Source organism: Streptomyces sp. NPDC012474 (genome assembly GCF_042955185.1).
Taxonomy (GTDB): domain Bacteria; phylum Actinomycetota; class Actinomycetes; order Streptomycetales; family Streptomycetaceae; genus Streptomyces; species Streptomyces cahuitamycinicus.
In genome coordinates, this window is record NZ_JBIBEP010000008.1 from 286,206 (window position 1) to 300,491 (window position 14,286).

At 72.1% G+C, this 14,286-nt stretch carries 10 protein-coding genes; 6 read left to right on the plus strand and 4 right to left on the minus strand.

Features of this window, described 5'->3' with window-relative positions:
• Positions 1-43: 43 nt before the first annotated feature.
• Positions 44-2,707 carry a LuxR C-terminal-related transcriptional regulator gene (locus ACFY9S_RS20100; RefSeq protein ID WP_391130239.1) on the plus strand — a complete coding sequence of 888 codons (2,664 nt, stop codon included), beginning with the start codon at positions 44-46 and terminating at the stop codon, positions 2,705-2,707.
• A gap of 275 nt (positions 2,708-2,982) precedes the next feature.
• Entirely contained in the window at positions 2,983-3,180 is a 198-nt protein-coding gene (locus tag ACFY9S_RS20105) for a hypothetical protein (RefSeq protein ID WP_391130241.1), read from the plus strand.
• A 5-nt stretch (positions 3,181-3,185) separates the two neighbouring features.
• Here ACFY9S_RS20105 and ACFY9S_RS20110 read toward each other — a convergent pair whose 3' ends face one another.
• Positions 3,186-4,595, minus strand: a complete 1,410-nt coding sequence (locus ACFY9S_RS20110; RefSeq protein ID WP_391130244.1) for a DUF2252 family protein — start codon at positions 4,593-4,595, stop codon at positions 3,186-3,188.
• 3 nt (positions 4,596-4,598) lie between these two features.
• Positions 4,599-5,225: an ion channel gene (locus ACFY9S_RS20115; RefSeq protein WP_391130248.1), complete on the minus strand. Its 627-nt coding sequence runs from the start codon at positions 5,223-5,225 to the stop codon at positions 4,599-4,601.
• 514 nt (positions 5,226-5,739) lie between these two features.
• Here ACFY9S_RS20115 and ACFY9S_RS20120 point away from each other — a divergent pair.
• Together ACFY9S_RS20120 and ACFY9S_RS20125 are read left to right on the plus strand one after the other, a co-directional pair.
• Positions 5,740-6,210 carry a PLDc N-terminal domain-containing protein gene (locus ACFY9S_RS20120; protein ID WP_391130250.1) on the plus strand — a complete coding sequence of 157 codons (471 nt, stop codon included), beginning with the start codon at positions 5,740-5,742 and terminating at the stop codon, positions 6,208-6,210.
• Positions 6,211-6,242: 32 nt separating this feature from the next.
• Positions 6,243-6,659: a hypothetical protein gene (locus ACFY9S_RS20125; RefSeq protein WP_391130253.1), complete on the plus strand. Its 417-nt coding sequence runs from the start codon at positions 6,243-6,245 to the stop codon at positions 6,657-6,659.
• Positions 6,660-6,668: 9 nt separating this feature from the next.
• Here the strand turns inward: ACFY9S_RS20125 and ACFY9S_RS20130 are convergent, their stop codons facing one another.
• On the minus strand, positions 6,669-8,714 hold the full coding sequence (locus tag ACFY9S_RS20130) for a SpoIIE family protein phosphatase (protein WP_391130256.1): 2,046 nt from the start codon (positions 8,712-8,714) through the stop codon (positions 6,669-6,671).
• A 152-nt stretch (positions 8,715-8,866) separates the two neighbouring features.
• Between ACFY9S_RS20130 and ACFY9S_RS20135 the strand changes: the two genes are divergently transcribed.
• Both ACFY9S_RS20135 and ACFY9S_RS20140 read left to right on the plus strand, forming a co-directional pair.
• Positions 8,867-9,697 carry an alpha/beta fold hydrolase gene (locus tag ACFY9S_RS20135; protein ID WP_391130259.1) on the plus strand — a complete coding sequence of 277 codons (831 nt, stop codon included), beginning with the start codon at positions 8,867-8,869 and terminating at the stop codon, positions 9,695-9,697.
• A 223-nt stretch (positions 9,698-9,920) separates the two neighbouring features.
• Positions 9,921-13,817: a glycoside hydrolase family 2 TIM barrel-domain containing protein gene (locus tag ACFY9S_RS20140; RefSeq protein ID WP_391130262.1), complete on the plus strand. Its 3,897-nt coding sequence runs from the start codon at positions 9,921-9,923 to the stop codon at positions 13,815-13,817.
• A 20-nt stretch (positions 13,818-13,837) separates the two neighbouring features.
• Here the strand turns inward: ACFY9S_RS20140 and ACFY9S_RS20145 are convergent, their stop codons facing one another.
• Complete coding sequence (locus ACFY9S_RS20145) at positions 13,838-14,200, minus strand: metalloregulator ArsR/SmtB family transcription factor (RefSeq protein ID WP_102908330.1); 363 nt, start codon at positions 14,198-14,200, stop codon at positions 13,838-13,840.
• Between the last annotated feature and the right edge of the window lie 86 nt (positions 14,201-14,286).

A 14,286-nucleotide genomic window follows, 5' to 3' on the forward strand; every position in this document is an offset into this window, starting at 1 on the left:
CAGGTCAGGACCGACTGACGGACGGCAGGCAGGGGTGGACCCCATGGCCGCGACTGATGCGACTCCTCAGGCGGGGCTCGCGTGCGCCGACCCCACCGGCGACCCGCTGCTGCGCACCCGGTTCGCCCTGCCGGCCAGGCCCGCCACCTTCGTGTGCCGGCCGCGCCTGACCGGGCACCTCGACCAGGCGCTGGGGACGCCCCTGACGATGGTCAACGGGTCGGCCGGGGCGGGCAAGACGCTCCTGGTCGCCGACTGGGCCGCACGCCTGCGCCACCCGGTCGCCTGGCTCACCGCCGAGACCACCGATCAGGGCCCCGGCGTCTTCTGGGCGCACGTGCTGCAGGCTCTGCGCGCGGCCGGCATGGCGGTGGCGAGCGAGGTCGGCAGCCCCGCGGAGGCGAGCCGCGTGGACCCGCGGACGCTCACCCGGCTCGCCGCCGGTCTCGAGGCCAGGGAGCACCCCGCGGTCGTCGTCCTCGACGAGTTCGATCGCGTGGCCTCCCGCGAGATCGCCGAACAGCTGGAGTTCGTCCTGCACCACGCCGGGCGGGGCCTGCGTCTGGTGCTGGTCACCCGCACCGAACCCCTGCTGCCGCTGCACCGCTACCGGGCGTCGGGCGAGATGACGGAGATCCGGGACGCAGAGCTGGCCTTCACCCCCGATGAGGCCCATGAGCTCCTGGCACGACATGGCCTGCACCTGCCCGCGAGCGCCGTGCAGGCCGTGGTGGAACGGACCCGGGGATGGGCCGCGGGGCTCAGGCTCTGTGCGCTCGCCGCCCGGCAGAGCCCGGATCCGCACACCTACCTCAAGCAGTTCGAGGCGGATCACAGCGCGGTGGCCGACTTCCTGCTGGCCGAGGTGCTCGACCGGCAGGCCCCCGGCATACAGGACCTGCTGCTGCACATCAGCGTTCTGGAGCGCTGCTGCCCCGACCTGGTCAACGCGCTGACACAGCGCACGGACGCGGAGGCCGTCCTGGCCGCGTTGCAGCGCGAGAACGCCTTCGTCCACTACCTCGGCCACTCGTGGTACACCCTGCACCCCTTGTTCGCCGAGATCCTCCGCGCCCACCTGCGCGAGCGCTTCCCCGGCCTGGAGCAGGAACTGCGCAGCCGGGCGGCCCGGTGGCTGCGGCGTTCCGGAGCCCTGCCCGAGGCGCTCGCCCAGGGTGCGGCGGCGGACGACTGGGTGTTCACCGCACGGGCGGTGATCGACGACCTCGCCCTCGGGCAGCTGTTCACCGGCCTGCGCTCCGACGACCTGACCGCGCTGTTCGAGCGGATGGGCCCCGACGTCAGGGGCCCGGCCCCGGACCTCGTCCGCGCGGCCCGCGAGCTGGCCGGCCGCGATGTCGAACACGGCCTGGCACACCTGCGCCGGGCCGAGGAGGAACTGGCCCGGGACGGCGCGACGGACCCGGCGGCGGCCGGGCTCGCCTGCGCCCTGCTGGAAGCCCTGGCGGCCCGGCTGACCGGAACCCCGGGCAGGGCGGAACGCGCCGCGGAGCAGGCGCTGGCCCTCCGGCCGGACGTTCCCGGGCGTCTGCTCGACGAGCACCCGGAGCTGAACGCCCTGCTGCTCACCCACCTGGGCTGCGCCCGTCTGTGGGCCGGGCGCTTCGAGGACGCCCGGACCGTCCTGTCGGCGGTTGCCGGACGACCCGGCGGAGCGGCCATGGCGCTGCCCCGATGGGAGGCTCTGGGCCACCTGGCTCTGATCGACTACCTGAACGGCTGGCTCGGCCGGGCGGAGCACAAAGCCCTGGCGGCGGCCGGCCAGGCACAGCGGTACAGCCTGTCCCAGCGGTCCGGGGCCGGCCTCGGCGCTCTGGTCCGGGCCGCCGTCCTCATCGACCGTGCCGAACTCGACGAGGCGCAGACGCTTCTCGACGAGGCCGCCGCCTCCCGCCTTCCCGGAGAGGATCCCGTCGAGGAAGCGGGCCGGATGCTCACCAGGGGCCGGCTGCTGCTGGCCAAGGGAGATACCCGGGCGGCGCTGGCGGCGGCGGACACGATCGTCCCGGCCGTCGTGAGCTCACCCTGGGCCGAGGACCACGCCGCGGCCCTCGCCTCCGCCGCCTACCTGGCCCAGGGGCAACCCGAGTCGGCCCGGAAGGCCGTCGAACATGTGGCCGACCGCCGGGCCGCCTGCGCCGTGCAGGCCGCCCGGGCCCGGCTCGCGGCGGGCCACCCCGAGGAAGCGCTCGAAATGCTCCACAGCCTGCCGGAGGCCGACCGGCCCGGGCCGGCGGTGACCGTCCGGGCCACGCTGGTCCGTGCCCAGGCCGCCCACGAGCTCGGCGACCACACCACCGCCCACCGCCTGCTCGGCCGGGCCCTCCAGGACGGCAGGCGCGAGCAGCTGCGCCTGCCGTTCCTGGAAACCGGCCCCTGGATCCGCCCGCTGCTCGGCACCGGCCGCCTGCGGGAGCTGGCGGCCGGCTGGCTCCTCCCCGGACCCGGGAACGGTCCCCCCGTCCCCACCGCACAGCCGCGGCCGCTCGTGGTCGACGAACTGAGCGCGCGTGAGCGTGACGTGCTGCGCAGGCTGGCCGAGATGAGGTCGACGGAGGAGATCGCAACCGACCTCCACGTGTCGGTGAACACCGTGAAGACCCACCTCAAGAGCATCTACCGCAAGCTCGCGGTGAGCCGGCGCGGCGACGCGGTCCGCCGCGCCCGCGAGGCGCGGATCCTGTGACCCCGCGGCTGGCCTGCCCACCTTGCGCGGGGCGTGGCTCGGGCCCTCTGGCGCGGGGCGTGGCTCGGGCCCCGTCGTGCGGGGCGCCGCTCGGCCCTACCCCCTCACGGGGGGGGGCGGGTGCGGCGCGGCTGCGGCTCAGCACGGACGCGAGCTCCGCGGGGCGCCCGCGGAGGTTCACCTGTGCCGGGTGAGGGCGCGCGGGCCGCCGAGGCGGACCATCGCTGGGGAAGGGCGCGCCTCCCACTCTCGGGCCGCCCGCGGGAGAGCAGCTCATGCGCTACGAGATCCGCATCGCCGGACAGATGTCGGAGACACTGGCCAAGGTCTTCCCGGAACTGGACCACGTGGTGGTGTCCGGGCAGACGCTGCTGTACGGCCCGGTCGTGGACGAGGCCCACCTGTACGGTCTGCTGGCCCGTTTCCAGTCGCTGGGGCTCAGGGTCGTGGAGATGCGCCAGTTGCCGGAGTGACCGGCTCACGAGGGCGCCGCGTGAACCCGGCCGGAGCGGGCGGCGGCGCCCAGTGCGGCGAAGTCCCGCTCGTTACGGTCGGCGTAGGACTGCGCGAACGCGGTGAGCGCGCGATCGAAGCGGTTCCCGCCGCCGAGGTACGCCCCGATGGCCACGGGATCGCCCGAGCGGGCATGGGCCCTCGCCAGGCTCGCTCCGCACAGCCCGGCGAACAGCCGCAGCAGGTCCGGGCCCATGGTGTCCGGCCGTGCGATGCCCTTCCAGTCGCGCAGCTGACGTACGTAGAAGTCCCGCTCGTGTCCGTCGAGGCCCGTGGCGTGCGTCCAGCCGAGGAGGATGTCGCTGGTCGTCTGGATCAGCCGCTGGCCCGCCACCACGCGGCGTCCCTCGTTGTCGTAGCGGATGCCGTCGGTGTGGTCGGCGAGCACCGACGCCTGTGCCTCCTTGGCCTGCAACAGCAGCGGGTCGTCGTCGTCCCGGCCGAGCAGGAGCACGATCCAGCAGCGGGTGCCGACGCTGCCGACGCCCACCACCTTGCGGGCGATGTCGACCAGCCGGAAGCGACGCAGCAGGTGCCGGCGCTCGGACGACAGGGTCCGCGCGTATCCCTCCAGGACGGCGCGCAGCTCCTTCTCCTGCCCGTGCGGCGCGGAGTCGTCCACCAGGTCGCGCAGCGGGGTGATCAGGGGCGGGTCGGGGGTGATCCGCCGGCCTTCGTCCGTGACCCGGGTGAGTTTCTCGAAGGCCTGGAGGTGAGTGCGGGTCCTGGCCTTCGCCGTCGCCTCGTCGGTACGGCGCCTGGCCTCCTTGGTCATCGACGCGGCCATCAGTTCCCGCAGCCGGTCGGCGTCGTCCTGCGCGTACCAGATGTCCAGGGTGCGCATGCCCGCGAACTCCCGCATTCGCTGCCGGTAGGCCCGCACACACCTCTCCACGACCCGGTTCTGCTCCTCGGTCTCGAAACCGTTGGCCCGGCCCGCGATGGCGAAACTGGCCGCCAGCCGCTTGACATCCCATTCGAACGGTCCGGCCAGGGTCTCGTCGAAGTCGTTGATGTCGAACACCAGATGGCGTTCCGGCGAGGCCAGCAGCCGGAAGTTCAGCAGATGGGCGTCGCCGCAGAGCTGCACCCGCAGTCCGGTGTCCGCGACGGCCCCGAGGTCCGCCGCCATGATGGCCGCCGCGCCCCGGTAGAAGCGGAACGGGGACTCCAGCATCCGGGCGTAGCGGATCGGCACCAACTCCGGTATGCGGGTGGCTGACTGACGTTCCACCACCTCGACCGGGTCGAAGCGCTGCGGCCCCGCGTCGAAGTAGCCGTGGGACGAGCGGGGGACGTGCCGTCGCACGTTCCGGCCCTCGGCCGCCCGTTCGGCCGGCGACAGGAAGGTCGTGAGAGGGCCCGGTACGGTCATGGCTCAGTCCTCCGGCCGCGGGGTGAGGTCGTCCGAGGGCTCCCGTCCCCGACGGCGCAGGCCCGCCTGTACGGCACCGGCGAGAATCCGTGCGGCGACGCCCACCAGCAGCAGTCCGCCCGCCATCTGCACCATCGTCAGTACGCGTCCGGTCTGGGAACGGGCGGCGATGTCCCCGTACCCGACCGTGGTGAACGTGGTGAGTGTGAAGTACAGGGAGTCGGTCTTGGTCAGCGGTTCGCTGAAGGAACCCGGGGCGGAGTGCTCCAGGAGGTAGTAGGTGCCCGCGAAGAGCAGGAGGAAGAGGATCAGCGTGGCGGCCAGGGCCTCGACGGCCTTCAGCCGCGGGTAGGGCGAGTACGCGATGGCCCGGACCTCCCACCAGAAGACCACGACGCACAGCAGCAGGCCGCAGGCGAGCAGTGCCGAGGTGCCGGTCGTGCTCCGCCCGTCAAGAGGCAGCACGTAGTAGACGGTGACGAGACCGGTCGCGATGAGCACCGCGCGCACGAGGACCGCGGCCCTCGCGCGTCGCCGCGGACCGTGCGGTCGCCGACGCCGCTCTCGCTCCTGGTCCTGCTTCTGCCGGAGCCTGGCGGGCGTGGCCCGGGCCATCGCTGGATCGTTCATCTCGTTTCTCGTGCTCCTGCGCCGACATGGGGTGTCACCACCTCACCACCTCACCGCGGTGGCGCCGGGGACGGATCACCCACCAGGGGTGACCCGGTGGCCGGTGGCGCAGGCGACGCTGCTCGGCAGCGGCGTTCCCGCCCAGGAGGACCGGAGGACCGGAGGACCGGAGGACCGGAGAGCCGGAGAGCCGGAGAGCCGGAGAACCGGAGAACCGGAGAACCGGAGAGCCGGAGAACCGGAGAGCCGGAGTACCGACGGATCGGCGGCTCGCCGGAGAGGAGGAGCGGCTCGCGCACGCCCGGCGGGCGGCGCCGCGCGGATCGTCCGCCGGCGTTGCGCACGGCCCCACCGGGAACGCCTGAGCCGGCGGGCCGGGAAAGCGCCCCCCGTTGTTCCCGCGCGGCGGCCACACGATCACCCGCTCCGGGTGATGCGGCGCGGTGCGGATCGCGAGCAGGCTGACAGCGGCACGCAACGGCTGCCGGGCGGGTGCCCGGGACGGAGGGGTGACATGAGTGCGCAGACCTACCTGGCGTACGACTTTCCGCTGCTGAGCGCCTTCTGGGCGATGCTGTGGTTCTTCCTGTGGATCATGTGGTTCGTGCTGCTCTTCCGGATCGTCTTCGACATCTTCCGCGACGACTCGCTGAGCGGCGGGGCCAAGGCGGGCTGGCTGGTGTTCTGCATCGTCCTGCCCTTCCTCGGGGTGTTCGTCTACGTCATCGCCCGCGGCAAGAACATGGGACGCAGGGAAATCTCACACGCCCGCGAGCAGCAGGAGGCCATGGACAGCTACATACGGCAGACCGCCAGGGGCGGCGACGACCGGCCGAGCAGCGTCGACGAACTCGCCAGGCTGTCCGAGATCCGCGCCCGCGGTGACATCACGGACGAGGAGTTCCGCAAGGCCAAGGACCTGGTCCTGAGCGGCTCCGGCCCATCGGCATCCTCGCGGCAGGCCACCTCCTCCTCTGGTCGCTGACCGCGCCGAACGCAGCAGAAACGAGGCAACTCATGACCGCCACACACCCGACGCACGGGCACAGGACGGCGAAGCACGGCTTGGCCACCGGCACGATGGTCTTCGCGGCCGTCATGCTCATGATTACCGGGATCCTCGCCGTGATGCGCGGCATCGCGGCCATCGCCGAGGACGAGGTCTTCGTCTCGACCCCCAACTACGTCTTCGCGTTCGATCTCACCGGCTGGGGCTGGATCCACCTCGCCCTGGGTGTGGTCGCCGTGCTCGTCAGCATGGGTCTGTTCCAGGGGTCCGGCTGGGCGCGCGCCGTCGGCGTGGGCATCGCCGGACTCGTCATCATCGCCAACTTCCTCTCCCTGCCGGCCTACCCGGTCTGGTCCGTGGTCATGATCGCGATGTCCGCGTTCATCATCTGGGCCCTGTGCACCCCACGCAGGGGTGACGCCTGAGCCGTCGCCTCAGGTCCGCCTGCGGACCAGCAGCAGGGCCACGTCGTCGTCCGGTTCGGGACTCAGCGCGCTGAGCAGACTGTCGCTCGCGCGCTGCAGGCTGGGCCCCGTGTTCCGGAGCAGGCGGGTCAGCGTGTCGAGGCCGGTGTCGATCGGCTCCGACCGGTTCTCGACCAGCCCGTCCGTGTAGAGGGCGAGCAGGGAGCCCGGGGCGAGGTCCACCTCCAGCGTGCCGAACGCCACGCCGCCGACCCCGAGCGGCACACCGCTCGGCACGTCGAGGAGCTTCGCGCTCCCGTCCGTCCCGGCGAGCACCGGCGGCAGATGCCCGGCGCTGGACAGCTCGCAGGTGCCGCGCTCCAGGTCGCACACCGCGTACACACACGTGGCGATGGCGTCGCCCAGCGAGCCGGCGATGTCGTCGAGGTGGCGCAGCAGCTCGGCCGGTGGCAGGTCCAGCCGGGCCAGCGCCCGCGTCGCCGTGCTCAGCTGCCCCATGATCGCAGCGGCCTGGACGCCCTTGCCCATGACGTCCCCGACGACCAGCGCGGTGCGCCCCGGGCCCAGCGGCAGGACGTCGTACCAGTCGCCGCCGACCTCACTGAGGGCCGGGCGGTAGCGGGCGGCGATGTCCAGCCCCTCCCGTTCGGCGGGCGTGCTCGGCAGCAGGCTGCGCTGCAGGGTCAGGGCGGTGCCGCGCTCGCGGCCGTAGAGGCGGGCGTTGTCTATGCAGATCGCGGCCCGGGCGGCCAGTTCGGAGGCGAGCACCTGGTCCCGGTCGTCGAAGGGGCGCTCGTTGACCGTGCGGTAGAGCGAGAGCGTGCCGAGTACCTTGCCCCGGGCCACCAGCGGCAGCGCCAGGTAGGAGTGGGCACCGGCCTCGTGCAGGGCCTGGGCGGCCCGTGAGTCCCGGGCCAGACGCCGCAGCATCTTGCCGTCCACGCGCTCGATCAGGACCGGGCGGGCGCTGCGCACGCACTGGGTGATGACCCGCGACGAGCCGTACGTGGCCACCTCGCCCACCGGGTCGGCGGCGTGGATGGCGTCGGTGGGGTAGCCGGCCGCGACGGCCAGCGCCCGGAACTCGGCCGGGGCGCCGCCCGACACGGGTGTGATGGTGCCGCTGGCCACGACCGACTCCAGGACGTCCACGGCGGCCAGGTCGGCGAGGTGCGGCACGACCACACCGGCCAGCTCCCGGGCGGTCTGCTGGAGGTCCAGCGTGGTGCCGATCTTCATGCCCGCGTCGGCGATCACCGACAGGTGCTGGCGCGCCTGCGCGACCTCCGCCGCGGCCTGCTGGCGCTCGGTGACGTCCAGCACGGCCATCGCGAGCCCGAGCACCCGGCCGTCGGTGTCCTCGATGCGGTGATACGACTCCGAGTAGGCGCGCTCCCGGACGTCCGCCGCCGTACGGCCGACCGTCTGCTGGTCGAGCAGGGGTCTGCCGGTCTCCAGGACGTGCCGCATCCGGGCCTCGATGGTCGCCACGTCCAGACCCGGCAGCACCTCACCCAGGCGGCGCCCCAGCACGGCTTCCTCGGGCACCCCGTTGATCCGCTCCAGCGCGGGATTGACCCCGACCCAGCGCAGGTCGTTGTCGAAGACGGCGATGCCGAGCGGCGTCTGGTTGACGAGGCTGTGCGAGAGGGCGAGGTCGCGCTCCACCTGCCGTACGGTCGTCGCGTCCGTGGCGAGTCCCAGCAGGTGGGGCTGTCCCTCGGGGTCGAGGAGGCGCATCGTACGGAACTCCACGGCGCGTTCCGTGCCGTCGCGGTGCCGCAGCGGGAAGACACCGGCCCACCGGTCCCCCGTACTGACCTGGGCGAAGAGCTCCCTGCCGCGGGGCCGGTTCTCGGGGGAGACCAGGAGGGTGTCCGCGCGCTGCCGAAGGGCCTCCGCCGCGGTCCAGCCGAGCAGGTGCTCGATCTCGGGGCTCCACAACGCGATGCGCCCGCCCGCGTCCAGGACCACCGCCGCGACCTTCAGCAGATCCAGCAACCCGCCGGGCGCGGCCGTGACGGCGTCGCGGTCCGAGGTCGCATACCCGTTCATGCGAGCCGCTCCTTCCGGCGCGGCAAAGGTACCGCCATGATCTGTCGCTCTGGCTGTCCGATGAGGTCACATTACGGTCGGAGGAGCGGCACTGTCGCGCCGAAATGACAAAAAGCCGCGGGTGGGTGCTCGTGGCGGGAGGGAGTGGCCTCGTGGACGACTGGACGCTGCGGGAGAGCCTGGTCACCGGGTCGGGGACCGTGCGCTGGGACCGGCTCGGCGACCCCGGCGGAGAGCCGGTGGTGCTGCTGCACGGGACGCCCTTCTCCTCGTACGTGTGGCACGAGGTCGCGCCCGCCCTGGCCGCCGCCGGGCACCGCGTGCACGTGTGGGACATGGCGGGCTACGGCACCTCCGGCATGCACGCCGGACAGGACGTCTCACTGGGCGCCCAGGGCCGGATCTTCGCCGGGCTGCTCGCGCACTGGGGACTTCAGGAGCCGGCGGTCGTCGCGCACGACTTCGGGGGGTGCGTGGCCCTGCGCGCCCATCTGCTGCACGGAGCCCGCTACCGGCGGCTCGCGCTGGTCGACCCGGTGGCGCTGAAGCCCTGGGGCTCCCCCTTCTTCCGGCTGGTCGGGGAACACAGCCGGGTCTTCGAGCAGCTCCCGGCGGCACTGCACGAGGCCCTGGTGCGCGAGTACGTCTCGTCCGCGAGCCACCCCGGACTGCGTCCCGCCGCCCTCGACGCCCTGGTCGGGCCCTGGACGGGGGAGGAGGGCCAGGCCGCCTTCTACCGGCAGATCGCGCAGGCCGACCAGCGCTACACCGACGAGATCCAGCCGCTCTACCCGACGATCGACCTGCCCGTCACGGTGTGCTGGGGCACCGAGGACACCTGGATCCCGTTCGCCAGGGGGCGGGAACTCGCCGCCCTGATCCCGGGAGCCCGGCTGGTGCCCGTCCCGGAGGCCGGTCATCTCGTCCCGCTGGACGCGCCCGCCCGGCTGACGGGTGAGTTGCTGATGTTCCTCACGTCCTGAACGCCGCCCGACCCCGAGGATCCACCAGGACCGCACAAAGTCCGACGGGATCATTGCTTCGTTTGTGTTCGAGTCCTAGGGTGTGCCTGCTCAGCAGTTGCTCCGTCACCGTCAGTTGCACGGATCCCAACAGAAACACCCATCGTGGGTGGGCGGTTGGGGCTCCCGTCTGACATGCCCTCAGTCCGTGCAGCACCCTGTCGAACCGAGGAAGGCCACGGTCATGCCGCACCCCCACTCGCACCCTTCTCCCGCCGACCGGCCGGTCGTCAGCCGCCGCCGACTGCTGGAGGGAGGAGCCGCCGTGCTCGGCGCGCTCGCCCTGTCCGCGTCGCCCGCCGCGGCACACGCGGCCGGGCGGCGTCCGGCCGCGGACGGCCCTCCCGAGTGGAACGACGGCCTGAGCGTGTACCGGGTGGGCACCGAGCCACCGCACACCACCCTCATGCCCTACGCGGACCTCGGGCAGGCCCTGAAGGGCGACCGCGAGCGCTCGCCGTACCGGCTGAGCCTCGACGGCACCTGGAAGTTCGCCTACGCGGACCGCCCCGACGACCGGGACACCGACTTCCACCGCACCGACCTCGACGACTCCGGCTGGGACTCCATCCCCGTCCCCTCGGCCTGGCAGCTGCACGGCTACGACTTCCCGATCTACGTCAACATCACCTACCCCTGGTGGGGCCCCAACGGCCGTGGCGAGGAAGCCCAGCCACCGGCCGCCCCGACCCGCTACAACCCCGTCGGCCAGTACCGCCGCACCTTCACCGTGCCCCGCAACTGGCGGGGCCGGCGCACCTTCCTGCACTTCGAGGGCGTCAAGTCCGCCCACTACGTGTGGATCAACGGCGAACTGGTGGGCTACCACGAGGACTCCTACACCTCCGCCGAGTACGACATCACCCCCCACCTCAAGCCGGGCACCAACCAGATCGCCGTAGAGGTGTACCGCTACTCCGACGCGGAGTGGCTGGAGGACCAGGACATGATCCGGCTGAGCGGCATCTTCCGCTCGGTCCACCTGTACTCCACGCCCAGCGTGCACCTGCGCGACTTCAAGCTGGACACCCCGCTCGGTGACGGCTACACCTCCGCCGAGCTCGAGGTCACCGCGCACGTGCGCGACTACGGCGGCGAGGGCGGGGGCCGCTACACCGTCGAGACCCAGCTCTACGACGCCCGTGGCCACGCGGTCTGGTCCCGGCCCCTGAACCGTTCCGCCGACGTCCCCGACGGCGACGAGGTGACGGTCGAGGCGTCCAGAGCCGTCCCCTCACCGAAGCTGTGGTCGGCCGAGCACCCGAACCTCTACACCGCCGTGCTCCGTCTGCGCGACCCCGCCGGCAAGGTGGTGGAGACCCTCTCGCACCGGGTCGGCTTCCGCGAGTTCGCGCTGAAGGACGGCCTGATGCGCATCAACGGCAAGCCGGTCTCCTTCCGCGGCACCAACCGCCACGAGATGCATCCCGTCACCGGCTCGGCGATCAACCGCGCGCAGATGGTCGAGGACATCGGGATCATCAAGCGCCTCAACATCAACAGCGTCCGCACCTCGCACTACCCCAACAGCCCGCTCTGGCTCGAACTCGCCGACGAGTACGGCCTGTACCTCGTCGACGAGACCAACCTGGAGACCCACGGTGTCCGCGACGAGTTCCCGGGAAGCGGTCACCCCGAGTGGACCGAGGCCTGCGTGGTCCGCGCCCAGAACATGGTCCACCGCGACAAGAACCACGCCTCCGTGGTCATCTGGTCCCTGGGCAACGAGGCGGGCGGCGGTACCACCTTCAACGCCATGCACGACTGGATCCGCTCCTACGACCCCACCCGCGTCATCCAGTACGAGGGCGACGACCGCCCGGGCATCAGCGACATCCGCTCCGAGATGTACGACAGCCCGCAGCGGGTCGAGCAGCGCGCCAAGGACACCGGTGACACCCGGCCGTACGTGATGATCGAGTACTCCCACGGCATGGGCAACTCCAACGGCAACTTCAAGAAGTACTGGGACATCGTCCGCCGCTACGACGTCCTCCAGGGCGGCTGGATCTGGGACTTCGCCGACCAGGCCCTGAGCTGGCCCACCCCCGCCCGCAAGCTGCTGACCGAGTCCGGCCCGGGAGCGCTGCGCGGCGAGATCATCGCGCCCGCCGGCACCTTCGACCGCGCCAAGGGCGTCTCGGGCGGCACCGTCTTCCCCCGCGACACCCGCCTCGACCTCACCGGCTCCCTGACCCTGGAGGCCTGGGTCACTCCGGACATCACCGGTGGCCATCAGCCCGTCATCGCCAAGGGCGACACCCAGTACGCCCTCAAGCAGACCGACAAGAACCTGGAGTTCTTCATCCACGGCGGCGGCCAGTGGGTCACCGCGAGCTGGGCCCTGCCCGACGGCTGGACCGGCAAGGAGCACCACATCGCCGGCGTCTTCGACGCGGACGCGGGCACAGTCACCCTGTACGTCGACGGGCAGGTGCGCGGCACCCGGACCACCACCCGCCGCCCCGGCGTCAACACCGCGTCCCTGTCGCTCGCCACCGACATCGACAACCCGACCCGGGAGTTCAGCGGCACCATCCGCCGCGCCCGCGTGTACGCCCGCGCCCTGAGCGCCGCGGAACTGGCCTCGGACACCCGCAAGGCCGACGACGAGGGCGTGCGCTTCTGGTTCGACGCGGCCACCGCCGGCCTCACCGAGAAGCGCCCGCGCGACAAGACGTTCTACGCGTACGGCGGTGACTGGGGCGACAACCCCAACGACGGTGCCTTCGCCGGCGACGGCATCGTCCTGCCCGACCGCACCCTCACCGGCAAGTCCGCCGAGGTCAAGCAGATCTACCAGGCCATCAACGCGACCCCGGCCTCCGGTGGCCCCGGCGCCGTCACGCTCACCAACGAGTACCTGTTCACCAACCTCCGCGAGTTCGACGGCCGTTGGTCCCTCGTCGCCGACGGCAAGGTCGTCCAGCGCGGCCGGCTGACCCGCGACCAGCTGAACGTCGCCCCGCTGAGCAGCAAGGACGTCAAGGTCCCGGTGCGCCTCCCGGCGAAGCCCGAGCCCGGCACGGAGTACTTCCTCCAGCTCTCCTTCACCACCAGGGAATCCGCCAAGTGGGCCAAGGCCGGCTTCGAGGTGGCCAAGGGGCAGCTCGAACTCGACGCGGGCAGCCCGGCCGTGAAACCCGCGCCGCTGCGTACCGTGCCCGCCCTCGGCCACACCGACGGGGACAAGAGCGTCACCGTGAAGGGCAAGGGCTTCGCCGTCACCGTCGACAAGAGCACCGGCACCATCACCTCCTACGAGGCGGGCGGCACCCCGCTCATCACCTCCGGCCCCGTCCCGAACTTCTGGCGGGCGCCCACCGACAACGACCGGGGCAACGGCCACCACACCCGCAACCAGACGTGGCGGGACGCCGGAGCCAGGCGGAAGGTGGCCGACGTCAGGGTGCGGCCCCTGGACGGCCGGGCGGTCGAGATCACCGTCACCGGCACGCTGCCCACCGGCACCGAGTCCACGTACAGCACGACGTACACGGTCTTCGGCAACGGCGAGATCAAGGTCGACAACACCCTGCACCCGGGGGCGGCGAACCTGCCGTACATCCCGGAGGTCGGCACCCTGCTGTTCCTGCCGAGGGGCCTGGACCGGCTGCACTACTACGGCCGGGGCCCCGAGGAGAACATGTGGGACCGCAACAACGCCACCGACGTGGGCCTGTACTCCGGCACCGTCTCCAAGCAGTGGACCCCGTACCTGCGCCCTCAGGAGAACGGCAACAAGACCGACGTCCGATGGGCGGCGCTGACCGACGGCAGGGGGCGCGGACTGCTCGTGTCCGGTGAGCCGCTGCTGGAGGTCAACGCCTCGCACTTCACGCCCGAGGACCTCTCGGTCGGCGCCCGCCACGACTACCAGCTCACCCCCCGGGACGCGGTGGTCCTGCGGCTCAACCACCGCCAGATGGGCGTGGGCGGCGACAACAGCTGGGGGGCGCACACGCACGACGAGTTCAAGCTGCTCGCGGGCCGCGACTACGCGTACACCTACCGGCTGCGTCCGCTCACGCGCGTGAGTGAGGCGATGGAGGCCTCGCGACGGCCGACCGCCACCGCGTAGACCGTGTCGGCGGCGCCGCCTCAACCGGCGGCGTCGCTGATGCCCAGCCGCAGATGCTCCACGTGGTACACGGCCTGGTCGAGCAGCTCGGCGACATGGTGGTCGTGCAGCGCGTACACCACCGAACGGCCCCGCCGCTCGCCCACGACCAGACCCAGATTGCGCAGCAGCCGCAGCTGGTGCGAGCAGGCCGACTGCTCCATGCCCACCTCGGCGGCCAACTCCGTGGCCGGCAGCGGGCCTTCGCGCAGCCGCGCCAGGATCAGCAGCCGGGAGGGTGTGGACAGGGCCTGGAGCGTGGTGGCGACCTTCGCGACGTTGTCCGCGTCCAGGCGTACGCGCTCGCCGGCGTCCTGCGCGGGAGTGACGGCTCCATGACCCATGACGTCATCCTAGCGGCCCCACGCGAACACATGAATGAATCTTCATCTGTGCCCGTGAGACGGTGCCGGGCCCGCACGTCGATGTC